Origin of the sequence: Haloactinomyces albus, from assembly GCF_031458135.1 — a bacterium.
Classification (GTDB): Bacteria; Actinomycetota; Actinomycetes; order Mycobacteriales; family Pseudonocardiaceae; genus Haloactinomyces; species Haloactinomyces albus.
Map to the genome: position 1 here is coordinate 4,258,413 of NZ_JAVDXW010000001.1, position 24,367 is coordinate 4,282,779.

Sequence of the window (24,367 nt, forward strand, 5' to 3'; positions counted from 1 at the left end):
GATTGGTAACCGGTGGTATTCGGCTGTGTGGGATTCGCTGGCAGCGGGCTATCAGCGCTGTTGATCATCACTGATGGTGCGGGAGTGGCGCATCGCCCAAACAGGGGGTACTCCGCCCGTGTGGACGTTCCCGGGAAGCGCAGTGTCGTGGCATCCTGCCGTCACGGTGATCATTTCACGGTCTCGGGAGAGATGGATGTCCAAGCGGTCGCTGTGGCAGCGTTACCAGCGTTTTCGGCGGCTCTGGCGGGCCACGCTGACCGGTGCCGAGCTCGGCTATACCGGACCGGCGGCGCTGGCTGAGTTCAACCCACCGGCGAACCGGCACTGGATTCGGACCCGGCTGGTCAACGCGGTCGATCAGGAGGATCGGCGGAAAGCAGCCCACGGGTATCTGATGCAAACTCTGCGGCTGGCCGAGCAGCAGGCCGCCGAGACCGAGGATACGGCCCTGCAGGAGGAGGTCGACCGCGCGCGGTTGTGGGTGGCCGAGTGCGATCTGGTGGCGGTCTCGGTGTTGGAGCAGGCTCAGCGTGCCGGGGGGCATGCCGTGCCCGAGGGTCGGGTCGATGATCCGGCCCGGTTTCAGCGGCAGTCGCAGCCTGAATCGGCACTCGAGCCCGAACCGGTGGACTTGGACGAATTCAAGGGTGACCGGAGGCAGCCGTGAATACGCGGGTGCACGCCACGGTCGAGCTCGCAGCCTGGCAGGACGGCGAGACCCGCCAGGTCTATGCACGCTACAAGAGTGAGCCCACTCAGCTGTTTTTCCTGGAAGACGGTGATGTCGAGCCGTATCGGCAGTGGTTGAAAGACCACGTCGAATGCTTCATGCCCGAGTGCGCCAACCGCGCGCTCATCCCGCGGCACGGCAACCATGGTCGTCGAGACCACTTCGGACACCACAGTGGAGCCGGCGGCCATGGAGACGAGTCACTGGCCCACGAGCAGGGCAAGCACGTGCTGCAACGCTGGCTGGAGCGCCAGGAAGCGGTACTGGAAACCCAGCTCGAGCGGTCGCTGGGTCGGCACGCGGTCATCGATGTCTACGCCTCGGACGGAGACTTCGAACTCGCCGTCGAGATGCAGTATTCGGCGCTGACGCCGAGCAAGTGGCGCCATCGCCACGAGGTGTATGGTCGGCATGGCATCATCGACGTGTGGGTGTGGGGCCACCGCGGTCCGCAGCTGCAGCTCGACCGCACGAGCACGGGCAAGCTGCGCCTGACCGGGGCACAGCGTGAGGTCGCCGCGACCGGTTACCCCCTGGTCTGGCTCAAGCCCGAGCGCGGTGAAGTCCTCACTGGCTGGGTGTACAAACACCTCGATGCGTATTCGCAGACGTATCAGCGTCGCCAGGACTGGCACGATGGCTACGACAACCACAAGGGTTTTCAAGTCCCACCCGGGGCCGAGGATGAGACCTGCTGGGTCACCCTCGATGCCCTGGATGACTGCGACCTCGACGAGTGGGGTCTGCTGACTCCGACTCGCCGGCTGCTGCAGCAGCAGCACACCGAGTGGCAGCAGGTCACCGACGCCCGCCGTCAGCAGGACTGCTGGTGGGCCGAACGGGATCAGCAAGCTCGAGAGGCCATGGCCACCCCCGAGCTGCGTGAGCACGCTTGGCAGCGCGACCCGCGGCGCCAGTGGTTGCTCGACGAGTTCGGTCAGGTCCCGGCCGTGCTCGACGGCGACAACAGCACCACGGCGGGCGTGTGGGCCCATCCCCGACAGTGGCGAGCGATCTTGTATGTCGAGCACGTCCACCAGGTGCGTCCGGGCTACCGCTTCGGAGTCCCAGAGTGCTACCGCACTCTCCGAGCTCACCACATCGTGCTGGACAACCCCGGCCCAGTGATCACCGAGTTTCTCGAGACGCTGGAGCAGGCCGGGCTGATTCGCGTGGTGCGCCAGCGCGGAAAGATCCTGGAGTGCTGGGTGCGGGGCCCGATTTCGGCAACCGCATCCCCGGAGCCTCGCGCCGAGGAGCCGACCGAGTCCACCGACGAGGCAGACTCACCGAGCGAGACACCCGACGAGAACGCCGAAGTCACCCAACCCCTTCCCAAGACCGCACCTCAGCGCGAGCCAGCTCCCGTGCCGACTTCACCATCCTCACCGGCCACCTCCCAACCAGCTCAGCCTCGGCGTCAACCGTGGTGGAAGCGTTTCTTCTGGCGTCGGTAGCTCATTTTCGTGATCAAAAGTGAAACGAGTCCCACCCGAGCGCAGCGATTTTGTCGGCAGCGTTTCGGCGGCCTTGCTGCGCCGAGGGTGCATGAGCTGGAGCGAGATGGCGGAGAGAGCCGAATTCGGTGGGGGGCTCGTAGGCTCTCGCGCCGGTGGTTGTCCGATAGGGACAGCGGAGGAGCACATGGGCGCCATGACGGCGGTATTGCGCTGGGATGGGCAGGGCCGTGCGGTGTATCGAGCCAGCCATGCTCCTGAAAGGTTGGCAACGCGCGGGCAGCTACGGTCCGAGGGATTGAGCACCGCCGGTCTGGAGCCAGCGGCGTGGCTGCATTACTCGCCGATGCACGGGATTTGCCCGTTGTACGAGCGGTCCGCGGCACGATCGGTTCGGCCGTTGACCGAGCGTCAGCGCGTCGCCTTGGCAGAAGGCCGACGCTGGGCACACTCTACGAACTGCGGCGACTGTGGCGTACTGATGGAGTGGCACCCGACGTGGGGACGCGGGATCAGGCAGTGTGCGAGGACTGCGCAGGCAAACGGCTACAGGCGCGCCTGGTTGCTGAGGCGGCCGAGCATCAGCGGATACTCGCCGCGGATCGCGCGGAGGCGTCGACGTGGGCCCGGGGCGTGTGGCCGATCCCGAGATGGTGATCCTCGATAGCGAGACGACCGGCCTCGATGGGTACGCGGTCCAGATCGCCGTGCTGTCGGCCGCTGGAGGCGTGCTGCTGGACACGCTGCTGCATCCCCAAGAGTCGATCCCGGTCGAGGCCACGGTGATCCACGGCATCACTGACGCCGACGTGGCCGACGCTCCGGTGTTCACCGCGATCGTGGATCGGCTCGCGACCGTTCTGCGTAACAAACGAGTCGTGGTCTACAACGCCGCGTTCGACGCGGCGGTCCTGCGACGCGAATTGGAGCGCTATGCCGAGTGGTGGGGAGACTGGCACCCGTACTGGGGTAAAACTACACCTGGCAACCCCTCAACGGCGGGCACAACGCTCTCAGCGGCTGCCGGGCTATGCTGCAGCGCCTGCACGAGATGGCAGACTCGGGCACGGGTTCCCAGGAGCGCGAGAAGGTGATGTCGTCGAACGCCGGCGATGAGGGGCCTTGACCGCACCTGCCTTCCGGTGTGGAGATCAGTGGGCACGTGTTGTGGTGGGGTAGTGCCAGGTGTTGCCGGTGCCTTGGTACTGCTCGACGGGGATGGGGTGACGTCCGGATGGGAGGTGGTCGCGGCACAGGGTCCCGTGCAGGTGGTCGATCTCGTGGGCGAAGTCGGCCGAGCCGGGCTCGTCGCCGCTTTCCACTTTGGACACATATGAGCGGCTGTAGCGCATCAGCATTGCCAGCGCGGTGCGAGAGAGACCGCGGACTTCGCGCCAGCGCCGGAACTCGGCGACGAACGCGCCGCCTTCGGTGGGGTCGTCGGTGTCGCTGTGCTCGCTCATCGTCGCCTTGTCCACCGTGCGTGTGCGTGAGTACGCCGTGCATTGTCGCTCACTCTATCTGCACACCCGGGCGGCACGATCTGCTTGGCGTTGTTGATGACCACTATACCCAGGAGTCGTTCATGTCTACCGTCGTACCCCGTTTTCCGGCCTGCCACGTGCTGCAGAAAACTGGAACCACATCCCGCCTTGGTAGAGCCATGGCGGTCTCGTCGGGACCATACGGAGGTCGTGGTCCAGGGTTGCCGGTGTGCTTTGGCGCACGCATCTCGTGTTCGGGCATGATGGGCCGTGAGCACCGCGCGGCGCTCGACCATAACGATGCCGCCCGGCCACGTGGTCTGGCCGGGCGGCATCGTCGTTGGTGCGGTATCACGTCAGCGTCAGCTGAACCGTCCTTGCTTGACCGCCTGGACGAACGCGCGACCGTGGCTGGCTGACACGGCCAGTACTGGCGAGTCGGTCAGTTTGGAGTCGCGCAGGCCGACGGCGTCGTGTGTCTGTGCGATCTCCACGCAGGAGCCTTGGTGGTCGCTGTAGCTGGACTTGCAAAACGTTGCTTCCCGCAACTGGTCGTGCCTGTTCACGGGTTCATCTCCTTTGCTGCTGTGGACAGGTGTGTCTGTGAGTCTTTCGTGTCCTGGGCGAGGTCTTGCAGCTGGGTCATGGCTCGTTTGTAGGCTTCGACCTCGGCAGGGTCTTCGTAGTAGTGCCCGCCGACGAGCTGGTCCACGGCCACGATGCCGGGATCGCCCATCTCGGGTGGGAACTTCATGATGTTGAAGGACCCGGTTTGCCCGAGGTGTGCTCCTGCTTCGAAGGGCAGGACCTGAATGTTGATGCGAGGGTGCTGGGCCATCTCGTGCAGGTGCCAGAGCTGAGCGGCCATCACCGCACGGCTGCCTCGGACACGGTGCAGCACGCCTTCGTCGAGCACGGCCCAGATCCGCACGGGGTCGTCATCGCGGTGCAGGATCTGTTGACGTCCGATGCGCAGTTCGACGCGTTGGCGCACCTCCTCTTCGGACAGTTCCGGATCGGCGCGGATGGTGGCTTCAGCGTAGTCCGAGGTTTGCAACAGGCCGGGAACGAGCAACGCGTCGAAGGAGGTCAGCTCGGCCGCACCAGCTTCCAGCCCGAGGTAGAGATCGAACCACTTCGGGACGGCTTTGCTCAGGGCTTTCCACCAGTTGTCCTTCTTGCGGGCGCCGGCCAGTAGTTGGCGGAAGAAGTCGATGCGTTCGGGGACACCGTAGAGGGTCAGCAGCAGCTCCAGGTCGGAAGCGCTGGGCAGGTTCGCTGCTTTCTCGATGTTGACAATCGCCTGTTGGCTGCGACCGATCCGGTTGGCCGCGTCCTGCTGGCGGCAACCAGCCTCAGTGCGAAGCCGTTTGAGGTGCAGGGCGATCCACCGCTTCAACACGGCGGGGCTCGAGGATGCGACCACAGGTCTCCTCCCATTGTTGATGGTGCTACTCGGGGCTGCCACCCACAGTCTCACTCGAATGGAGCACTCACTCCGGGTTGATTTTCTTGTATCAATCTACTTGTATCAAGGTATGGCTGCGTTCACAGTGTTGATCACGAATGTAGCTGCCAGACAGCAGAGGCCCTGGCGTGCCCCGACCGCCTACGGAAGCTCACTGTCTGGTTTTCAGTCCCCTGGCGGGCCGGGGCAGACCCCCGACCTGGCCCGGCCCGCCGGGTACCACGTAGCAACCATGGATCGAGAAGTCTGATGAGCACGGACAGCCTGACCGCCGCGCGCCCGTTCGTGGTCGCGCTCTGGGTTGGGGGAGCCGAGGTCACGCGTGTGGAGGTCAGTGATCTCCACACTGCTTACAGCACGCTGGCCGAGCTGCTCGAGCAGTCCCCGGGCGAGGCTTCGGGAGCCTGGGCAGTGGCTTCTGGATGGCCGGAGGCGATTTCCCTGGTGGTTCGCTTCCGGCCCGGCGTGGTGGGTGAACGCCAGCGGGTTGCTCACATCATCACTCTGGCTCCGGGGCAGTGGCACACCTGGGCTTTGACGACCTTGTGCGGAAGGTCGCTGCTCGTGGGCGAGGTGGAGTTCCTTCAGCCCGGTCAGGGGATGCCGTGCATGCCGTGTTTCCTGCGGTCGCGCCCCTTCGACGAGCAGTTAGGAGTGGCACGAGCATGAGCGAGCCACGCGAAAACTACCCCATCGGTGCGCTCGGCGAACGACGCCAGCCGGGTGCCCACATGTATTCAGGGTTGTCGTGGACGGGTGATCTGAACTCGGCGTCGGTGACCGCTGCCGAAGACTGGGACCAGTCCAGTGATTGGCTCCAGCGTCCGGAGCCACCTGACGTCCGGGCTCGACCAAGCCGCAAAGCGGGAGCAACCGAGGGCTTCACGATCCAGGCCCGTCAGGACTTGACGGTGCTGCACGAGCTACAAAAGCGCCTGGCGGCGCAGATCAGCCCATCCGACGAGCACAGCTCTGGTGACCACCGGGCGCAGTGAGCTTGTCATCGCGAAGGGACGTGAGAGTGAAATGGCTGCCCCCGTTTCCGAGGCCGAGGCGCCGTTGTTGGCGTTGACCTATAGTCAGCGCCCGGAACGCCCCGCGCAGCTACCACCTGTCGAGGACCATGCCTTCCTGCTGCTGGTCAAGGAAGCCCATCCCGACTTGGAACACGCCAGTCAGCAACACCGCAAGCGTGGCGAGGTGGTGCACGTCTTCCGCGATCGTGTCAGCAGCGAGTTCACCGTGTTGTATCAGCGCGCCAACGGCCGCCACACCGTCAAAGAGAGCGGTTATCCCTGGTTGGATCGACTCAACCAGCTCGCGGGCATGTGGCAGGCCACCCAGGTACCGCAGCGGGGTGGTGCACGATGATCCCGACCTTGGACTTCGCCGCGCTGGATACCGTGCCACTGCGCTCGGCGGTGACAGTGCCAGGCTTGGAACATCCGTCATTGCTGGCCGTACTGACTGCCGCGATGCCAGGTGTACAACACTCCCGGAAATCACTGCGCACCGAAGTGGATGAGCACACGCTGATCGACCTGCTGACGGGTTCCGCGGTGCGGGTGCTCATCTCCTGGGACCGGCAGCTGGGTCGCACCCGCACCAGCATCGCCGAGATCGGCCCCCGCCCCCTGTGGGACGAAGTGGTCGCCTACCTCGGCGAGTGGGAGCGGCACAGCCGCACCATTCCCGAGCACTGGGGCGAGCAAGGATGACGGTGGCGCAGGTCGCCGGACTCGTCGGTCTCGCGAGTATGACCAGCATGTTGATCGGGGTCTGCTGTGGGGCCGCCAACGGGACACACGTCGCCAGCCGTACTTCGCAGCAGTGGTCGAGACCCGCGCGCAGCGCCGGTGGCGCAAGACCTACGAAAGCGACCGCGACCCGGAGACCACTGAGGTCATCCGGGCGCAGTGAGCAAACCATCTCCCGAACCCCAGCCTCGATCCGAGCTTCCCTGCCCTCCAGGAATGCCCGGACCGGGGAGTCTCGCCGTGCAAGGAGGAGGAAGTCACGTGTCAAAGCTGCGTCGTGCGGTGGTTACCGGTGCCGCAGGGTTCATCGGTGGGCATCTCGTTAAGCGGCTGGTGGATGCCGGTGTGCTCGTGATCGGTGTCGATCGGCGCGATCCCAAGCACGACACGCTGGCCGCCGCCAACCTGACGGAGGCGTTGCAGTCTCCCAACTTCGTTTTCGTGCCCGCCGATCTCGTCGACTGCTCGGTGGAGTCGTTGCTGCTCGACGCCGACGTGGTGTTCCACCTTGCTGGTATTCCCGGGGTTCGCCCCTCGTGGGGTGAGCGGTTCAGTGAGTACGCCGAGTGCAACATCGTGGTCACCCAGCGGATCATGGAGGCAGCCGTGCGCTTGGGCGTTCCGCGAGTGGTGGTTGCTTCCTCGTCGAGCGTCTACGGCCGCACTGGGGGAGCTCCGTCGGCTGAGACCGCGGCCACAGCGCCCATGTCTCCGTATGGGGTGAGCAAGCTGGCTGCCGAGTCGCTGTGCTTGGCTCACGCCGACCGGGCTGATTCGCGGACGAGCGTGGCCGCACTGCGCTATTTCACCGTGTACGGGCCGCGGCAGCGCGCTGACATGCTCATCGGCCGAGTGCTGGAGGCCGCCTTGGGTGGCCCGCCGGTGCGGGTGTACGGAGCGGGTGGTCAACGCCGCGACTTCACCTTCATCACCGACGCGGTCGAGGCCACGATCGCCGCGGCCACGGCCACCGACGACACCGGTGTGTTCAACATCGGAGCTGGTCAGGCGAGCAGTGTCACCGATGTCGTCCGGATCGCCGAGGAACTGACCGGCACCCGTATTCCCACCAGCCCTGTCGCGGCGCGCGACGGTGATGTGCCCGCCACGCTCGCTGATCACAGTCGGGCCCGCGAGGTCTTGGGGTGGGGTCCCCAAGTCGATCTGGCGGGCGGCATGAGGCGGCACTGGCAGTGGCTGACCGCCGACAAGTCGCCCGTGTCGGAAGCGTCGGCTTCCTGAACGCCGCTACGACGAAAGGACTTGCGTCGATGTATTCGATTTCGGCTGACTCGGCCACCGAGCTGTTCACACAAGGATGCCGCTCCCTCGCCGCCTACGGCGTGCCTGTTGCGCCACGGAGGATGGCCACGAGGGAGCTGCTAGGAGCGCACCTGCGACTGTCCCGCCCACGGCATCGCTTCGTCGACGTGGCGCCCACCCGTGTACTCAATCCGGCGTTCGCGGCCGCGGAAGCCTTGTGGATCCTGTCCGGCTCCGATGACCCGTGGATCTTCATCTACAACGAGCGGCTGCGCCGTTTCAGCGATCACGGCCGTTTGCAGGGTGCATACGGGCCCCGGTTGCGCCGTTGGCACGGCCACTGCGATCAGCTCGACGCGGTCCGGCGCGTGCTCGAACACGATGGGGACTCCCGCCAGGCCGTGATCCAGTTGTTCGACCCGGCACGCGACTTCTCCGGCTATCGGGACGTGCCGTGCACCCTCGGGTATCGCTTCTACGTGCGCGACGGTGCACTGGTCATGTTCACCACCATGCGCAGTCAGGACGTGTGGCTGGGGCTGCCCTATGATCTGTTCACCACCACGATCCTGCACGAGCTGCTGGCCGGATGGCTCGGCGTCGAGGTCGGCGACTACCACCACCTCATCGACTCGCTGCACCTGTACGACTGTCACGCCGCGCTGGCCGAGGATCTGCAGCACCGCCCGCGGCCCAGTAAGGGTGCACTGGCGCCGCTGGCGGTGCCGTGGGAGGACTTCGACGATCTACTGGCACAGGTCATCGCCGGGGAAGCGGTCGGTGATCCGGGCTGGGACGACTTCGCCGCGGTGATGTCGAGCTACCGGCTGTGGAAGCAGGGCGACTACGATAACGCCCGCGCCCTGCTCACGGGCTCGCACCAGCCACTGACCACCGCGATGGATCGCTGGTATGCGCTGCTGGCCACCGAATCAGACGCGGGCACATCCACTCCCGCCATCCCACACCGGTACCAGAGAGGGCTACGGCATGAGCGCCTCCTTTCCGCGTGTGGTGTTGGGCTTGTGCGCGTTCACCCACGACTCAGCGGCGGCGTTGATCGTCGATGGCCACCTGGTGGGCTTTGTCGAGGAGGAGCGGCTCAGCGGCCTCAAACACGACCGCGGCTTTCCGGAGCACGCGGTGGGATGGCTGCTGGATTCCCAGGGGCTGACCGCCGACGACGTCGACGAGGTTGCCTACAATTTCGTGCCCCACCGATACCTGCCCGCGGCGTTGGCCTCGATCAAGCACTTCGCCGGTGGGCCCAGTGTGGCGCGCGTCCTGCCGCGGGCGCGGTCCTTCGTCAAGGTCGCTACCCGTACCCGCAGGCGATTGGGCCAGCTGCGCCGCCGGTTTCCTCGAGCACGGGTGCGGGCCGTGCCGCACCACCTCGCACACGGCCTGTACGCCTTCGCCGCATCCGGACAAGACGAGGCAGGTGTGCTGGTCGTCGACAGCCTCGGCGAAACCGACACCACCACGCTGGCTGCAGCGCAGCGCAGCGAGGGGCGGGTGCGCTACCAGCAGCTGGCCGCGCTGGCGGATCCGACCTCGCTGGGCTATGTCTACGGTGCGATCACTGAACACCTGGGGTGGCGCCGCGGAGATGAGGAAGGCACCGTCATGGCGCTGGCCGCCCTGGGGGACCCCGCGCGGTTTCGCGCGGTGCTCACCGAAGCGGTGCCGTTGACCGAGCAGGGATTCACCGTTGACCCGCGGCTGATCGCGCTACGGGTGCTCTCCGGTCGGGCGCGGCGGCTCACCGACCGCTTCGTGCAGCGCACCTGCCCACCGCGCTGCGGCGACGAGCCGGTTACTGCCGTGCACACCGATCTGGCCGCCGCGCTTCAGGAGCGCACCGAACAAGTGATGCTGCACCTGGCGCGGCGCGCACAGCAACACGCCGGCGCGCCCGCGCTGTGCTTGGGAGGTGGCGTGGCGATGAACTGCGTCAGTGTGGGGCGTATCGCCGAGGCCGGTCTCGCCGAGGAGGTGACGGTGCCGCCGGCACCGGGGGATTCCGGCACAGCCATCGGCGCCGCCCTGGCCGCCTGGAAGGACCACACCGGTCGGCTGGCCACCGGCGTAGCCGGCGCCTGCTACCTCGGTCCGGACTTCGGTGACGTGGCCCTGACGGCGACTCACCGACCCGGAATGCGGGCCCACCGTCTGGACAACCGTGCCCGATATGTCGCCGAGCAGCTGGCCGCCGGGGCCATTGTCGGCGTGTTCACCGGAGCGCTCGAGGCAGGCCCCCGAGCGCTGGGGCATCGCTCCATCCTGGCCTCGCCGCTGGATGCCGCGGTGATCGACCGGCTCAACCGCACGGTCAAGTACCGCGAGCCGTTCCGTCCGTTCGCCCCGGTCGTCCTGGAGGACAAGGCCGCCGACTTCTTTGACCTGTGGCAAGCCTCGCCGTTCATGTCGATGGCGGTCGGGGTCACTGAGCAGGCGCGCGAACGCATCCCCAGCATCGTGCACGCCAACGGCACCGCCCGCGTGCAAACCGTCCATGCCGACCAGAACCCGTTTCTGGCTGCCGTGCTCGCCGAGTTCGCCGCGCTCACCGGCATCCCCGTATTGATCAACACCTCGCTGAACATCAAGGGCAAACCCATCTGCGGAACCCCGGACATGGCACTGGACTGCCTGGCCGAATCCGGCATCGACGCCCTGCTGCTGGAAAACTGGTGGGTGGTGCGCCAGTGAGGATCGGCTACAGCTTCTGGGGCTTCCTCGGCTCCGGAATCACCAACACCCCCGACGGCGGACGCAGCCACCGCCGCACCCTCATCGACGGGCTCATCGCGGCCGGCCACGAGATCGTGTTCCTCCAAGCCAACCGGGATTTCACCGAAGCCGACACCGACCTGCGCTCGACCTACTTCTGGGACGAGACCGGACTCCCCGACATCGACCTGCTGTTTTGCGAGTGGCGCTGGCCCATCCCCGGCCGCAACACGAGCCCGTGCGGACACCCGAACCACACCTGCGACCGGCACCGGCAACAGCAGCTGCTCGAGCACTACACCCACCACGGGCTGCCCACCCTCATCTGGGACAAAGACCAGCAGCTGCCCCGGCAGGACCCCTGGCGCACGCATCCGGCGGTGACCGTGTGCGAACCGGCGCTGTACCCGACACCGGGCGCGCACAGCCTGCTGTTCCCGATCGCCGACACCGTGCTCGACCAGGTCGACCCCGCCCAGCTGGTGGGCGGGGCCCGCACCTGGCCCCTGGTGTACGTGGGCAACCAGTACGACCGCGACGCCGCCTTCGACGCCTTCTTCGCACCCGCCGCGGCCCAGCATGCCCACCAGGTCGCCGGGAAGTGGACCGACACCCAGCGATGGCCGCACGTGCGATTTACCGGCCGGGTCCCGTTCGCCGAGGTCGAGGAGCTGTACCGCGACGCGGTGGCCACGGTGCTGCTGCTGCCGGACCGCTACGCCGCCAGCGGACAGATGACCCAACGACTGTTCGAGGCCGTCCTGGCCGGGTGCTTACCCCTGGCTCCGACCACGATCCGCGGCATCGAGCACTACGTGCCCGCGCGACTGCACATCAGCAGTGGAGACGAGGCGACCAAACGAGTCGGGCAGTTACGTCGGGCTTCGCTCGCAGCGCGCGCCGAAATACTGGCCGCGTGCCTACGACGGCTGGATCTGTTCCGGCTGAGCCGCCAAGTCACCGTGCTCGGCACGCTGATGACTGCGACATCGAGATCGTGACCAGGAATGACACCGTGAACAGGGACAACGACACGGCACCGAAGGAGGACACCAGCGTGCACAAGATCATGATCTGCGGCTGCGGAGGCTCGGGCAAGTCCGCACTCGCACGCCGGCTCGGCGATCGGCTGGGCCTGCCCGTCACGCACCTGGACATGGTGTTCTACGACGAAGACTGGAACCCGCTGGATCAGGAAGCATTCGCCGAGCAGCAACGCCGGCTGGTTGCCCAGCCGACGTGGGTCCTCGACGGGAACTACGCCAGCACCATGCCCATCCGGCTGGCCGCCGCGGACACGGTGATCTTTCTGGACCTGCCCGCGCTCACGTGCCTGTGGGGCATCCTCCAGCGCCGTCGCCAACACCGGGGCAGCGACGCCCTGTCCCGGCACCTCCGCGGACGGCTGACGTGGGGATTCGTCACCTACATCCTCGGATACCGCCGCACGATGCGTCCGAAGGTGCAACGGCTGATCGCCCAACACACCACCAGCAGAGCGATCACACTGACCAGCCGCCGCGCCATGCGTCGGTTTCTGCGGTCACTGCCCACAGACGCTCCCCAGAACCCCTCGGGGCCGGCATGACCACCGACGCCAACCCGTTCCTCGACCGCGAGCGCACCCGCGGGGAGTTGTACGGGTCCAGCGGGCGACTCGTGCAGCGCACCGGCGCGCTGCACTCCGCCAAGAGCCGTGGGCAGCCGGTGGCCGAGGTCATCACCGAACTCGTGATCGGGGTGGGAGGCGACACCGTGCTCGACGTGGGCTGCGGCCGCGGCAGCACCACCGCCCAGCTCGCCCAGCGGTGGGCACCCCGTTGCCTGATCGGCTTCGACCAGTCAGCCGCGCTACTGGCCCAGGCACGTTGCCGACTGCCTGCTGATGCGCGGGCACGGTTCCTGCGCGCGGATTTCCACGCACTGCCGGTTTGCGAGGCCAGTGTGGACATCGTCGTCGCGGCGTTCTGCCTCTACCACGCGCCTCAGCCCGACCAGGTCGTCGCCGAGTTCGCCCGATGTCTGCGCCCGGGAGGACTGGCGATACTGGTCACCAAATCCGCGGACAGCTACCGCGAGCTCGATGAGCTCGTTGCCGTAGCCGGCCTGGATCGTCATGCGACCACTCGCCCCAGCCTGTACCAGACCTTCCACAGCACCAACGCCGAGCACGTGACCGCGCGGCACCTCATGGTGCGCCGGGTCGTCCACCACAAGCATGAGTTCCACTTCGCCGACGCCGAGCACGTGGCCCGCTACATCACCACCACCCCCAAATACGCGCTGGCCGAAGGCGACCCGCACGCAGTCGCCGACCGGCTCCGCCCCGTACTCGGCGAGACCGGTGTGAGCACGTCCTCCACCGTCTCCTACCTCGTGGCGGCCCACCCATGAGCCCGGCTCGCTTCATCAAGCGCTACCGCAGCCCGGCCGAGGTCGACACCGCACTCGCGCACTACCGGTGGCTGCTCAGTCTCGGCGCCGACGTGGGACTCCCCCGCCTGCTCGAGCACACCCCGTGGACTCTGGAATTCGAGCACGTCAGCGGCCGTGCCGCCGAGCTCGGCGACCTGCCGGCCGTAGCCAGTGCGCTGGGGCGCTTGCACCACACCGCCCGCCAGCGCGGCCTGGCCCAGGCCATGGCCAATTCCCGCTACATCACCAGCGACGTAATCCTCGACGCGTTCGCCGGGCCTCGTCGCCGGCGCCTGCACGAGCTGTGCGCGGTACAGGGAGCCGGCGCACCGCTGTCGCACGAGGCCATCGGTGCATGGCTGGATCACGCCGCGATGTTGCCGGTCGCGCTGTATAAGGACGCCAACCCCCGCAACGTCCTCGTCGCAGACTACCGAGAGCCGGTCCTGGTGGACTTCGACTCCCTGACGCTGGCACCGGTGGGCTACGACCTGGCCAAGCTCCTGGTCACTACCGCCATGACCGGCGGAGACCTGCCACCCCGTGTCGTCGAGGAGACCATCACCGCCTATGCCCAGGAACTCCCCGACACTCTCGATCACAGCCGACGGACCGAGCTCACGGTGTGGGCTGAGTTTCACCACCTGCTGACCCTGCCCTACCTCGGCCACCACGGCTACCGATACCCCTGGCCTGCCGTGCGTCCCTGGCCCGCCGGCGAGGTGCACGACGCTGCCGGCACAGCAGAAAGGAACCTGTGATGCCCATCAGTACCGAGTTGATCCTGGCCCGCCACGGTGAAGCCGACTGCAACGTCGCCGGCCTCGTCGGTGGCAAGCACACCTGCACCGGGCTCACCGACCGCGGCCACGACCAAGTCACGCGGCTGGCCGAGCGGCTACGCACCGAGGCTCCCGTCCACGCCCTCTACACCAGCCCCCGTCGTCGCACCCAGCAGACCGCAGCAGCACTCGGCAAAGCACTGGGCCTTCGACCACACATCGACCACCAGCTGCGGGGCCTGGAGCACGGCAACGCCGACGGAAGCGACTGGGCCACCATCAAGACCCACTTCGGCGGCCGCCCGCAGTGGCGGCCGCATGTGCCGATCGCCGCCGGCGCGGAATCCTGGAACGCCTACCTCGCCCGGACCCGCGCCGCGCTGGAGCACATTCTCACCCATCACGAGGGACGGCGAATCCTTGTGGCCGCCCACGGGGAAACCATCGAGACCAGCTTCGTCCTGTTCCACGACCTCCCACTTTCCGAAACCGAGCGCCCAGGAGTCGTCACCGGCCACGCGTCCCTGACCCGATGGCAACGCCACCTCAACCGGTTCGGCCACGCCGTGTGGATGCTGATCAGCCACAATGACACCCAGCACCTGACCGCAGCGACAAACCCGGCGGCATGAGCGAGCAGCACATCGCGCGCCTGTGCGAGCTGGCCCGCAGAACCTGCGATGCACCAGTGGAGCTCGCCGCGCCGCCACTGGCCCACGCCACCGGAACCCTCGTGGGGCTGCGCTGCGTCCAGACCATTCTCATCGGCAAGATCCACCGCTCGCGCTCACTGCACGAGCGTGAAGTGCACGCCTACCGGGAGTGGACCCCGCAGCTGGGCCTCGCCGTACCGCGCCTGCTCGCTGCCGATTCGGACCTGCCCGGCATCGTAGTCACCACGGTGCCCGGCACACCCCTGGACGAACTGGCTCTGGACCCGATCACCGAGCGGGCCGCGCATCACCAGGCCGGTGTCCTCCTCCGGCAACTGCACCGGATACCCGTGACCGCCTCCGCCACCGAGCTCACCGTCTACCTGGCCGACCGCGCCGAGCACTGGATCATCCAGACCGCCGACCACCTCAGCCCCCGAGGCAAGCGGCTCCTCCGCGAACACATGCACCGTCTCGCCGCCCTGCCCGCACCCCGCGTCGCCGCATGCCACCTGGATTTCCAACCCCGCAACCTGCTCTGGCACACCGATGGACGCATCCGGCTCATCGACTTCGAACACAGCCGCATCGACCTGGCCGCCCGGGACCTGACCAGGCTAGCCACGCGGTACTGGTCTCACCGGCCGGACCTGAAGACAGCCTTCCTCACCGGATACGGCCCCTTGAGCAGCAACGACCAAGCCGTGCTCAACCACGCCACCGCTCTCGAAGCCGTCACCAGCATCGCCCACGGTCTGCGCAACAACGGCGAGGAATTCATCCGGCACGGCCGTGCCCTCCTGGACGGCCTGCCTTGGCCATGAGACGCGCTCACCGAATCCGCAGACTAACGACACCACGGGAGGACAAGCCACTGTGGACAAGATAGTAGCCGTTGTCGGAGCTGGCTACGTCGGACTCACCACCGCCGCGGGAATGGCCCACCTCGGCCACCGTGTCGTGTGCGTCGACATCGACGAGCAGAAAATCGACCGACTCCGCCACAACCACGTCGACCTCGCCGAGCCCAACCTGCCGGAACTCGTGGCCCGCTACCTGCGGCACGGGCGTCTGTCGTTTCACACACGTCTGGAACACGCTGTGCCCGCCGCAGCAACGGTGTTTCTGTGCCTTCCCACCCCCGCCTCGCCCGAAGACGCCGTCGACATGCACGCCATCGACACGGTCACCCACCGTCTGGCCACCCTGGCACGTCCGGACAGCACAATCGTTGTGAAGTCCACCGTCCCACCGGGAACGAACCGGCGCCTGACCGACCTGCTGCAACGGGACGACGTCACCCTGGTCAGCAACCCGGAATTCCTGCGAGAAGGAAGTTCTCTCCACGACTTCTTGAACCCGCAACGGATCGTGATCGGCGCCCACTGCTCAGCAGCAGCTCACCACGTGGCGCAGCTGTATGCCACGGACGCTCCTGTGCTGACCACAGATCCCATCAGCGCTGAAATGATCAAGTACGCGACCAACAGCTACCTCGCCATGAAACTCGCCTACAGCAATACGCTCGCCGAGCTCTGCGAACACACCGGCGCCAACATCACCGACGTACTCACCGGCATCGGCCACGACTCCCGCATCGGAGCCTCCTACCTCCGCCCCGGCCCCGGCTGGGGCGGACCGTGCCTGCCCAAGGACACTCGAGCGCTGCTCGCGATCGGCAACGCCACTGGTTGCGACATCCCACTCTTGCGTGCCGCCCTCGAAGCCAACGCCCATCACCAGCGCCGCGTCGTCAAAATTGTGGAACACGCACTCCACCGCCAACTGGCCGGCTGTCACATTGGCGTCCTGGGCATGACCTTCAAGCCGGGGACGAACGACCTCCGTGACTCGCCAGCGTTGCCGATCACGACGATGCTGGCGGCACGGCATGCACATGTCCACGCCTACGACCCCGGCCTCTCAACACCGGTCGCCGGGCTGACTGACCATCTCACCCTCACTACAAGCGCTGCGGAGGCACTGGCGGGGTGTGACCTCGCACTACTGCTCACCGACTGGCCTGAATTCGCCTCACTGCCCTGGAACAGCCTGGCAGCACGCATGCGAGGAAACATCGTCGTCGACACCCGCAACCAACTCGACCCCACCTACCTCGCCGAAGCAGGCTTGCACGTACGCGCCTTGGGCAGCCCCCTTCCAGACCTGCCAGCGGTACGAACTGCCTAGTGCTGTGACCGTGATTGTTTGGGGTGTTTGGTCATGCTGCTCGGGGTCTGCCCCAGCGGTGGCCTTTTTCGCTGCGGATGCGGGCGCGTTCGCGGCGTTTCGCGGCCAGTACGTCGGGGTGGCGGGCGTGGGCGTTGCGCCAGCGCAGGTACCGGTGTAGCTCGCGGGTCTGGACCACGTGGTTGGGGTGGTTGGAGTTGGCCAGGGTGAACTGCCGCAACGGCCCGAAGTGCGCCTCGATCGGGTTGGCCCACGAGGCATAAGTGGGGGTGAAGCACAACTCGACGTTGTTGCGCGCGGCCCAGCGGCGGATCGTGGCACCGGTGTGGGCGGAGAGGTTGTCCAAGATGACGGAGATCGGCTGCCCATCGGGCCGGGCAGCCCGAATGCTTGTGAGGGCGGTGAGGGTGTTGCCAGTGCCCTTCTTGCGGTGGTTGATGCCCCACAGGGTGTCATCGCCGATCGAGTAGCAGCCGTGGAAATAGGTCACTGAAATGGGGGCGGCGATACGTCGCCGGCACTCGATCCGGTCTCCCGCTGGTGGTCCAGCAGGCACCGCCGACCGGGCGGATACCCAGCGGGGGCGAACTCATCGAAGGCGAAAGTCCGATCCGGGTAGTGGTCCAGGACGTGTTCGATCCGGTCGAGTTTGGCGTCGAAGTCCGGGTCGGTGGACTCTTTCCAGGTCTTGGTGCGCTGGAACGTGATTCCTCGCCGGTTGAGCAGCGTGCGCAGTGCTTCCCGGCCGATCCGGATCGGCCGGGAGGGGTGCTCGGCCAGGTAGTCAGCCAACTTGCGGATCGACCAGCGCGTAAACGGACGCCCCAGCTTGCGGGGGCGAGTGGCGGCCGTCGCGGCGACGAAGTCTTCGTCGCCGGTACTGAGCAGGCGGGGACGGCCTCCCGCCCAGTTAGGGTCCAGGCAGGCCAGCCCGGTCTCGTTGAACCGGTGAATCACCTCCCGCACCGTGTCCTCATCGGCAGCGACCAGCTTGGCGATCACCGGCACCGGGTTCCCACCGGCCGAGGCCAGAATCATCGTCGCCCGCCGCCACCGGATGACACTCCTGGCCTGCTTCGGCTCACCACGCCGCACGATCCGCTGCAGCCGCTGGCCCTCTTCCGGCGTCAACCGACGCACCCGCACACGTTCCGCCATCCCAGCAGACTGCCACGTGATCAAACCCGGCCAACCTTCACGGTCACAGCACTAGCCAAGCACCTCCGCGACGTCGGTCAAGCCAGCACCTATGACCGCGAGATCGCTGCTGCCGATCACATCGTGCGGGCTCAGCAGTTGCTCAATCAGGATGCCGATCGTGACACGTTCACGGAGCTACTCAGCGCCTGATCGACCGCACGCAATCGGGCACGTCCCCGCTCCCGGGGGCGGCCCCGATTGGTATTTGCGCCGGTCACAGCGCCTCAAAAGCGGTGTGATTTTGTAAATCTGGCGTGCGGTTACGTGTCGCGGTCGGTGATGTGGGTTTCGGAGTACTCGATACGTACCTCGATATCGGCAGTGAGATCTTCTCTTTGCCCGGTGGGGAGCACGGTCACGGGGTGTCGCCGTGCCCGATGCCCGCGGCGAGCAGTTCCGACGACTCGGGCCTGCCGTCGAGCACCCGGTTGGTGCGGGTGGTGATCCGCCAGCCGCCGGTGTCCTTGCGCAGTCGCCAGTGGTTGGCGGTGGCGCGGCGAATCCGGAAGCGACCACCGGTGTGGATGACCATCAGCGAGTGGCAGACGGCAACCGCCTCGTTCCCGGTCACGGTGACATGGGGAGGTCCGACGAGATGGGCGCAGCCACTGTCGATCCACCGCCGGTGGTTGGCCGAGCGCACCATCGCCGCGATCTCCTCGTGCCCGGTCATCAACAGCTCGTCGACGTCGTAGCTGCCGTCCTGCCGCCACAATCCGGCCACCGCTTCGGCGCTGCCGCTGTCGACGAGCGGCCCGTAGGAGGCCACCAGCCGGGCTACGGCTCGTTCGTCCTCCAGCTCCTCGACACGACGTTCGAGAGCGGCCAGCCGCTGCTCGACATCACTCATCACAGCACTCCCAAGGTCCATCGATCTTCTCGGCGAGCTGCCGAAGCGCCGCCAGTTGCTCGCAGTAGTGGTCGGTGGAGGTGGCGGTGATGCCGGTGCCGACGAGGGTGGCGCCTGCGTCCCGGGCCCGGCGCAGTACCCGTTCACCGGCCTCGGGCGAGCCGATCGGGTCGAGGGTGCTCCCGGCGGGGAGCACGATCTCGAAACCTGCGGGCGGGTTCGCGGCGGTCACCATCTCCGCCAGCCTGTCCGTCGGGATCCCGAAGGGCACCCAGCCGTCGCCGTAGCTCAGCGCCCGCCGCAGTGATCGTGGTGTCCGCCCGCCGATCCAGAGCGGGACACGTGGCTGTACGGCATGGGGGTCGACGAGGAAGCCGGAGAAGTCGTAGTGCTCGCCGTGGTATTCCGGCTCCGGCTGCGACAGCGCGGCGCGCAGCGCGGCGATCGCATCGTCGGCGCGCGCACCTCGGCCGTCGAACTGCGCCCCGAGCAGCTCGAACTCCTCCCGCAGGCTGCCGATACCGAGCCCCAGCGTGAGCCTGCCGCCGGACACCTGATCGAGCGTGCCGTAGCGTTTGGCGATCTCGAGCGGGTGGTGGTAGCCGACGACCAGCACCCGAGTGGCCAGCCGGATTCGCGTGGTGCGCGCGGCCAGATACCCGAAGGTGGCCAGCGGATCCCAGTAGGTGCCGCCACGTTGCTCGGCGATGTCGGTGGGGACGGCGACATGCTCGCTGCAGGTCAGATGGTGGAATCCCAGGCTGTCCGCGACTTCGGCGATTCGCCCCAGCTCCTCGATGCCCGCGGAGCGTTCCCACGTCGAGTGCACCCCCGGCACCTTGGTCACCACCGGGCTGACGATCCCGATCCGCATTCTCGCCGCCTTCTGCTCGACTGCTGCTGGTGGCTCGTTCTTAGCCGAGTCGGGGTGGCTTCGCGTGGGTGCGTCCCGCTGACCGGGAGCCGCGCGGCGATGAGGCTGCATCGCCCCACCGGGAAACGGACGGCAGTGGCCGCACACGAGTACTTCCCTGTGACGTGGGTCGCTGCTAGATTGAGAAACAATAATTCATTTCAGTTTTCTCGGCTTGGGAGGGTGTCATGACCGTGCTCAGTGCAGCGCCGGAGGCCGGGCGGGACCAGCGTCGCGGGTTGCCCCCATCGATGGTCGAGCGAATGACCCTGATCCTGGATTCCTTCGAGGGGCGATCGGTGCGGTTGAGCCTGGATGATGTCACACAGCGCACGCAGCTTCCCCGTTCAACCGCTCATCGGATCCTCGATCAGCTGGTGCGGCTGCGCTGGCTGGAACGCACCTCGTCCGGCTACAGCCTCGGTCAGCGCGTGCTCGGCATCGGCGGTCGCGATGGCAGCTGTGCCGAGGTTCGTTCCGTCGCCGCGCCGCTGCTGCACGAACTCCAGATGAAAACTGGAATGGTCGTTCACTTGGCGGTGCTCGACGGTGCCGAGGTGTACTACCTCGACAAGGTCGGCGGGCGCTTCGCCACGAGCGTGCCCTCACGGGTCGGGGGGCGCGTCCCGGCACACTGCACCGCGCTGGGCAAGGCCATGCTGACGTGGCTGCAACCGGAGCAGGTCGAGGACCGGATCGGTGACGCCATCGTGCGATTGACCAACCGCACGATCGGTGATCTGAGCACGCTGCACCAGGAGCTCAACCGCATCCGGCGGCGACAAGGGCTGGCCTTCGAGCGCGGCGAGTGCTTTCCCGAGATCAGTTGCGTGGCGGCGGCCATTCGTGGTTCGGAGGAACTCCCGGCGAGCATTTCGCTCGTCGGCGACCAGCGTGCGCCGCTGGAGAAGGTCGCCCCGCTGGTGGTCGATGCGGCGCGGCAGATATCGAGGGAATTGTTCCCGCACCTGCACGAGAACCGACGGTCGCCCCGGATCGCCGAGGCGCCGGAGGCAACCTGGTCCTCCGAGACCATGGACCGCTTTCTGGCCACCGGCCAGTACGGCGACTGGCTCTGAAGCGGGCTCATCCCCAGCGGTCCGTCCCACACCATGGCGCGGGCGGGGACTGCTCGGCGTGCTCCGGTTCGATCCCGAACCGGCCCCGGAAGAAAATCATCGGGCGTTCCTCGTTCACCGTCTCCAGTTGCAACACGTGCCCGATCACCACGTCGTGGTCACCCGCTACGTGGACATCGTGGATTTCTGCATGTACACGCAGCAGCACGTCACGCAGCGCGGGCGTGTTCCAGTGGGACAGCTCCCAGTCCAACCCGTCGTACTTGCGCCCCCGGTGCGATCCGAAGCGGTCACAGAGGTCGGTTTGCTGCTCGGAGAGCACATTGACGCAGAACCGTCCGGCGTTGCGGATCCGCGGCCAGGCGCGACCGGAATGGTCGGCGCAGAACAGCACCAGAGGTGGCTCCAGCGATACCGAGGCGAACGACTGGCAGGCGAAGCCCACCGCCTCGTCGCCGTCGATACCGGTCACCACGGTGACGCCGCTGGCGAAGGCACCCATCGCCGTGCGCATTTCCGCGGGAGTCGGTGCCGTCCCGGCGGGTGCTTCTGTGGAAGTCATGGCACCGCACGTTAGGTGTCGCGACGATGGTGCCGCGCCGGCGTCCCGATCAACGGAAGCTGTGCTCGCACCCCCGTTTTTCCCAGCGCACCGGCCAAACGGGCGCGGTCCCGCTGATCGGGACGATCGCGCCGGGCTCGCCCGAAACCGGATAGCTTCACCGTAGCGGTTACGCGGACAGAGCCATTCCGCGCGAGGAGCCGGAATCGTTGCGCACACACGTTCGCGTGGAGCTTGCACCGTCCCACGATGAGCTTGAGGTCTGCAGAATGCCGGAACCGACCTATGAGTCCACATTGCGTGAACTTCGGACCGATCAGGGGGTGTTGCGCTACCACGAAGCAGGCGATGGTCCACCGCTGCTGATGCTGCACGGCTCGGGTCCCGGCGTCAGCGGCTGGCAGAACTTCAGCGGCAACCTGCCGGTGTTCGCCGAGCACTTCCGTTGCCTGGTGTTGGAGTTCCCCGGCTTCGGGGCCAGCGATTCCACCGGCGAACACCCGATGGCAGCCGCCGCGCCTGCTGTGCCGCGTTTCCTCGACGGCCTCGGGTTGTCGCAGGTCGACGTGATCGGCAACTCGATGGGGGGCATCATCGCCGCACAAACCGCCATCGGCCATCCGGACCGGATACGCAGACTGGTCACGGTCGGCGGTATGGGGCGCAACCTGTTCAGCCCGGGCCCCGGCGAGGGGATCAACCTGCTGATGGAGTTCGCCGAGGATCCCACCCGCGAGCGGTTGGTGCAGTGGTTGAACTCGATGGTCCACGACCGTTCGATGGTCACCGAGGAGCTGATCGAACAGCGGTGGCGGCTGGCCACCGACCCGGAGTCGTTGGCCAGTGCCCGCAGGATGTACGGCAGGGGTGCGCTCGAGGCGCGGGCCGCTGCGGCCGAGAACTCCGATGCGCCGCCCACCTGGGCGATGCTGCACAAGATCAAGGCCAGGACGATGATCACCTGGGGGCGTGATGACCGGGTGAGCCCGCTGGACATGGCGATCGTGCCGATGCGCACGATTCCCGATGTCGAGCTGCACGTGTTCCCCGACTGCGGGCACTGGGCGATGATCGAACAGAAGCAGGCCTGGGAGAGCGCCGTACTGGCCTTCCTGCTCCGAAAGGACAACTCGTGAGCCGCTGGGACACCGAACACGACTTCGTCATCGTCGGCTCGGGCGGCGGTGGGATGGCCGCGGCGCTCACCGCGGCCGATGAGGGACTCGACACGCTGGTGGTCGAGAAAGGATCGATGTACGGCGGTTCCACCGGAATCTCCGGCGGTGGCATCTGGATCCCCAACAATCCCACCCTGCGCGCGGCGGGCCACGAGGACAGCCGCGAGTCGATCCGCCGCTACCTCGACCTGCTGACCGAGGGACGGGTGCCCGCGGCGCGGCTGGACGCCTACGTCGATCACGGACCCGTCGCCATGGAACTGCTCGGCCGAAGCAAGTGGCTGCGGTTCTTCTGGGTCAAGGGATACTCCGACTACCACCCCGAGTTCGAGGGCGGTCGCCCGAGGGGGCGCTCGATCGAGGCGAAACCCTTCGACACCCGCAAGCTCGGCGAGGACGAGAAGTACCAGCGCCCCAACAACATGAAGGGACCGCTGGGACTGTGGATCACCGCCAAGGACTACCGCGACATGGCGATGGTCAAGCGCACCTGGCGCGGTCGCTGGGCCTCGGTGATCGCGGCATGGCGGGTGTCCTCGAACGTGATCCGCCGCCGCCACATGGCCACCGGTGGTCGCGCGCTGGTGGCGCGGCTGCGGATGGCGCTCAAGGACGCCGGTGTCCCGCTGTGGCTGGACACGCCGATGACCGAGCTGGTGATCGGGGACGACGGCGCGGTGTCCGGCATCGTCGTGCGGCGCGAAGGCCGCACGCTGCGGATCCGCGCCCGCCACGGGGTGTTGCTGGCCACCGGTGGGTTCGAGCACAGCAAGCAACTGCGGGAACAACACCTGCCCGCCGGGGCGCGGGAGAACTACAGCGCCGGCGCGAAGGAGAACATCGGTGACGGCATCCTGGTGGGGCAACAGGTCGGCGCGGACGTCGACCTGATGGACGACGCGTGGTGGATGCCCTCGGTGCGGCACCCCGCAGGTGCGGTCATTCCGCTGGTGTCGGAGCGTTCCATTCCGCCGTCGGTGATCGTGTCCTCGGCAGGCACGCGGTTCACCAACGAGTCCGCGCCCTACGTCAACTTCGTGCACGACCAGATCGCAGGCGGGCACGTGCCCGCGTGGTTCGTGATGGACGCCAAGGCACGCGCGCGCTACCCGTTCGCGCAGATACTCCCCGGAATGTCGATCCCGAAGGAGTTCCACGAGGCCGGTATCGTCCACCAGGCAGGCACCATCGCCGAGCTGGCGAAGCGAATCGGGGTTCCCGCGGATGCGCTGAGCGACACCGTCGAGCGGTTCAACGGCTTCGCGCGCAGCGGTGTGGACTCCGACTTCCGTCGCGGCGAGAGCGCCTACGACCGGTATTACGGCGATCCGACACTGCCGAACCCGACGCTCGACGAGATCGCCAAGCCGCCGTTCTACGCGGTGCGGATCGAGGTCGGCGACCTCGGCACCAAGGGTGGTCTGGTGTGCGACGAGCACGGCCGCGTGCTGCGCGCCGAGGGCGGTGCGGTCGACGGGCTCTATGCCGCGGGAAACACCACGGCCGCGGTGATGGGGAACGAATACGCCGGACCGGGCGCCACGATCGGCCCTTCGATCGTGTTCGGTTATCTCGCGGCCCGACATGCCGCCACGCGCTCCCGGTCCGGACGCGACCCGCTCACCCGGTCGGCATGAGCGTGCCTCGCGA

25 protein-coding genes and 2 pseudogenes are annotated in these 24,367 nt (G+C 67.0%); 20 read left to right on the forward strand and 7 right to left on the reverse strand.

What is annotated here, in order from left to right; translation table 11 throughout:
• Positions 1 to 196: 196 nt before the first annotated feature.
• From JOF55_RS20055 to JOF55_RS20065, 3 genes are all read left to right on the forward strand, one after another.
• Positions 197 to 670 carry a hypothetical protein gene (locus tag JOF55_RS20055; RefSeq protein ID WP_310276629.1) on the forward strand — a complete coding sequence of 158 codons (474 nt, stop codon included), beginning with the start codon at positions 197 to 199 and terminating at the stop codon, positions 668 to 670.
• Entirely contained in the window at positions 667 to 2,190 is a 1,524-nt protein-coding gene (locus JOF55_RS20060; RefSeq protein ID WP_310276632.1) for a competence protein CoiA family protein, read from the forward strand. Before JOF55_RS20055 ends, JOF55_RS20060 begins: the two co-directional genes overlap by 4 nt.
• A gap of 620 nt (positions 2,191 to 2,810) precedes the next feature.
• Positions 2,811 to 3,284, forward strand: a complete 474-nt coding sequence (locus JOF55_RS20065) for a 3'-5' exonuclease (protein ID WP_310276634.1) — start codon at positions 2,811 to 2,813, stop codon at positions 3,282 to 3,284.
• A 57-nt stretch (positions 3,285 to 3,341) separates the two neighbouring features.
• Here JOF55_RS20065 and JOF55_RS20070 read toward each other — a convergent pair whose 3' ends face one another.
• From JOF55_RS20070 to JOF55_RS20080, 3 genes are all read right to left on the reverse strand, one after another.
• Positions 3,342 to 3,653: a helix-turn-helix domain-containing protein gene (locus tag JOF55_RS20070; RefSeq protein WP_310276637.1), complete on the reverse strand. Its 312-nt coding sequence runs from the start codon at positions 3,651 to 3,653 to the stop codon at positions 3,342 to 3,344.
• Positions 3,654 to 4,036: 383 nt separating this feature from the next.
• Entirely contained in the window at positions 4,037 to 4,240 is a 204-nt protein-coding gene (locus JOF55_RS20075; RefSeq protein WP_310276640.1) for a DUF397 domain-containing protein, read from the reverse strand.
• Positions 4,237 to 5,100, reverse strand: a complete 864-nt coding sequence (locus tag JOF55_RS20080) for a helix-turn-helix domain-containing protein (protein WP_310276644.1) — start codon at positions 5,098 to 5,100, stop codon at positions 4,237 to 4,239. The genes JOF55_RS20075 and JOF55_RS20080 overlap by 4 nt, the downstream gene beginning before the upstream one ends.
• Before the next feature lie 291 nt (positions 5,101 to 5,391).
• Between JOF55_RS20080 and JOF55_RS20085 the strand changes: the two genes are divergently transcribed.
• From JOF55_RS20085 to JOF55_RS20150, 14 genes and pseudogenes are all read left to right on the forward strand, one after another.
• On the forward strand, positions 5,392 to 5,811 hold the full coding sequence (locus tag JOF55_RS20085; protein WP_310276647.1) for a hypothetical protein: 420 nt from the start codon (positions 5,392 to 5,394) through the stop codon (positions 5,809 to 5,811).
• Positions 5,808 to 6,137 carry a hypothetical protein gene (locus JOF55_RS20090; protein WP_310276650.1) on the forward strand — a complete coding sequence of 110 codons (330 nt, stop codon included), beginning with the start codon at positions 5,808 to 5,810 and terminating at the stop codon, positions 6,135 to 6,137. Before JOF55_RS20085 ends, JOF55_RS20090 begins: the two co-directional genes overlap by 4 nt.
• A 31-nt stretch (positions 6,138 to 6,168) precedes the next feature.
• Positions 6,169 to 6,513, forward strand: coding sequence for a hypothetical protein (locus JOF55_RS20095; RefSeq protein ID WP_310276653.1), 345 nt, complete (start codon positions 6,169 to 6,171; stop codon positions 6,511 to 6,513).
• Complete coding sequence (locus JOF55_RS20100; protein WP_310276656.1) at positions 6,510 to 6,860, forward strand: hypothetical protein; 351 nt, start codon at positions 6,510 to 6,512, stop codon at positions 6,858 to 6,860. The genes JOF55_RS20095 and JOF55_RS20100 overlap by 4 nt, the downstream gene beginning before the upstream one ends.
• A gap of 300 nt (positions 6,861 to 7,160) precedes the next feature.
• Positions 7,161 to 8,141 carry an NAD-dependent epimerase/dehydratase family protein gene (locus JOF55_RS20105; RefSeq protein ID WP_310276659.1) on the forward strand — a complete coding sequence of 327 codons (981 nt, stop codon included), beginning with the start codon at positions 7,161 to 7,163 and terminating at the stop codon, positions 8,139 to 8,141.
• Positions 8,142 to 8,263: 122 nt separating this feature from the next.
• A pseudogene (locus tag JOF55_RS20110) lies at positions 8,264 to 8,794 on the forward strand (thymidylate synthase); the annotation flags it as partial.
• Between the two features lie 358 nt (positions 8,795 to 9,152).
• Positions 9,153 to 10,874 carry a carbamoyltransferase family protein gene (locus JOF55_RS20115; protein ID WP_310276663.1) on the forward strand — a complete coding sequence of 574 codons (1,722 nt, stop codon included), beginning with the start codon at positions 9,153 to 9,155 and terminating at the stop codon, positions 10,872 to 10,874.
• Positions 10,871 to 11,896 carry a glycosyltransferase family protein gene (locus tag JOF55_RS20120; protein WP_310276665.1) on the forward strand — a complete coding sequence of 342 codons (1,026 nt, stop codon included), beginning with the start codon at positions 10,871 to 10,873 and terminating at the stop codon, positions 11,894 to 11,896. The genes JOF55_RS20115 and JOF55_RS20120 overlap by 4 nt, the downstream gene beginning before the upstream one ends.
• Positions 11,897 to 11,952: 56 nt before the next feature.
• A complete protein-coding gene (locus JOF55_RS20125; RefSeq protein WP_374727565.1) occupies positions 11,953 to 12,483 on the forward strand; it encodes a P-loop NTPase family protein in 531 nt (176 codons plus the stop codon).
• On the forward strand, positions 12,480 to 13,289 hold the full coding sequence (locus tag JOF55_RS20130) for a class I SAM-dependent methyltransferase (protein WP_310276672.1): 810 nt from the start codon (positions 12,480 to 12,482) through the stop codon (positions 13,287 to 13,289). The genes JOF55_RS20125 and JOF55_RS20130 overlap by 4 nt, the downstream gene beginning before the upstream one ends.
• Positions 13,286 to 14,071: a phosphotransferase gene (locus JOF55_RS20135; RefSeq protein WP_310276674.1), complete on the forward strand. Its 786-nt coding sequence runs from the start codon at positions 13,286 to 13,288 to the stop codon at positions 14,069 to 14,071. The genes JOF55_RS20130 and JOF55_RS20135 overlap by 4 nt, the downstream gene beginning before the upstream one ends.
• Positions 14,071 to 14,724 carry a histidine phosphatase family protein gene (locus JOF55_RS20140; protein WP_310276677.1) on the forward strand — a complete coding sequence of 218 codons (654 nt, stop codon included), beginning with the start codon at positions 14,071 to 14,073 and terminating at the stop codon, positions 14,722 to 14,724. Before JOF55_RS20135 ends, JOF55_RS20140 begins: the two co-directional genes overlap by 1 nt.
• On the forward strand, positions 14,721 to 15,569 hold the full coding sequence (locus JOF55_RS20145) for a phosphotransferase family protein (protein WP_310276680.1): 849 nt from the start codon (positions 14,721 to 14,723) through the stop codon (positions 15,567 to 15,569). The genes JOF55_RS20140 and JOF55_RS20145 overlap by 4 nt, the downstream gene beginning before the upstream one ends.
• Positions 15,570 to 15,621: 52 nt before the next feature.
• Positions 15,622 to 16,935 carry a UDP-glucose dehydrogenase family protein gene (locus JOF55_RS20150; protein ID WP_310276683.1) on the forward strand — a complete coding sequence of 438 codons (1,314 nt, stop codon included), beginning with the start codon at positions 15,622 to 15,624 and terminating at the stop codon, positions 16,933 to 16,935.
• A gap of 31 nt (positions 16,936 to 16,966) precedes the next feature.
• Here the strand turns inward: JOF55_RS20150 and JOF55_RS24575 are convergent.
• From JOF55_RS24575 to JOF55_RS20170, 3 genes and pseudogenes are all read right to left on the reverse strand, one after another.
• Positions 16,967 to 18,093 (reverse strand): annotated as a pseudogene (locus JOF55_RS24575) (IS630 family transposase).
• A 397-nt stretch (positions 18,094 to 18,490) separates the two neighbouring features.
• On the reverse strand, positions 18,491 to 18,985 hold the full coding sequence (locus JOF55_RS20165) for a nuclear transport factor 2 family protein (protein ID WP_310276691.1): 495 nt from the start codon (positions 18,983 to 18,985) through the stop codon (positions 18,491 to 18,493).
• Entirely contained in the window at positions 18,978 to 19,859 is an 882-nt protein-coding gene (locus JOF55_RS20170) for an LLM class F420-dependent oxidoreductase (RefSeq protein ID WP_310276694.1), read from the reverse strand. Before JOF55_RS20170 ends, JOF55_RS20165 begins: the two co-directional genes overlap by 8 nt.
• A gap of 227 nt (positions 19,860 to 20,086) precedes the next feature.
• Here JOF55_RS20170 and JOF55_RS20175 point away from each other — a divergent pair, with 227 nt between their 5' ends.
• Complete coding sequence (locus JOF55_RS20175) at positions 20,087 to 20,977, forward strand: IclR family transcriptional regulator (protein WP_310276697.1); 891 nt, start codon at positions 20,087 to 20,089, stop codon at positions 20,975 to 20,977.
• Between the two features lie 7 nt (positions 20,978 to 20,984).
• Here JOF55_RS20175 and JOF55_RS20180 read toward each other — a convergent pair whose 3' ends face one another.
• A complete protein-coding gene (locus JOF55_RS20180) occupies positions 20,985 to 21,539 on the reverse strand; it encodes a flavin reductase family protein (RefSeq protein WP_310276700.1) in 555 nt (184 codons plus the stop codon).
• 269 nt (positions 21,540 to 21,808) lie between these two features.
• On the opposite strand from JOF55_RS20180, the gene JOF55_RS20185 reads away from it, so the two are divergent.
• Positions 21,809 to 22,675 (forward strand): alpha/beta fold hydrolase, encoded by an 867-nt coding sequence (locus JOF55_RS20185; protein ID WP_310276702.1) that lies wholly within the window; start codon positions 21,809 to 21,811, stop codon positions 22,673 to 22,675.
• On the forward strand, positions 22,672 to 24,354 hold the full coding sequence (locus JOF55_RS20190) for an FAD-binding protein (protein ID WP_310276705.1): 1,683 nt from the start codon (positions 22,672 to 22,674) through the stop codon (positions 24,352 to 24,354). Before JOF55_RS20185 ends, JOF55_RS20190 begins: the two co-directional genes overlap by 4 nt.
• Positions 24,355 to 24,367 lie beyond the last annotated feature (13 nt).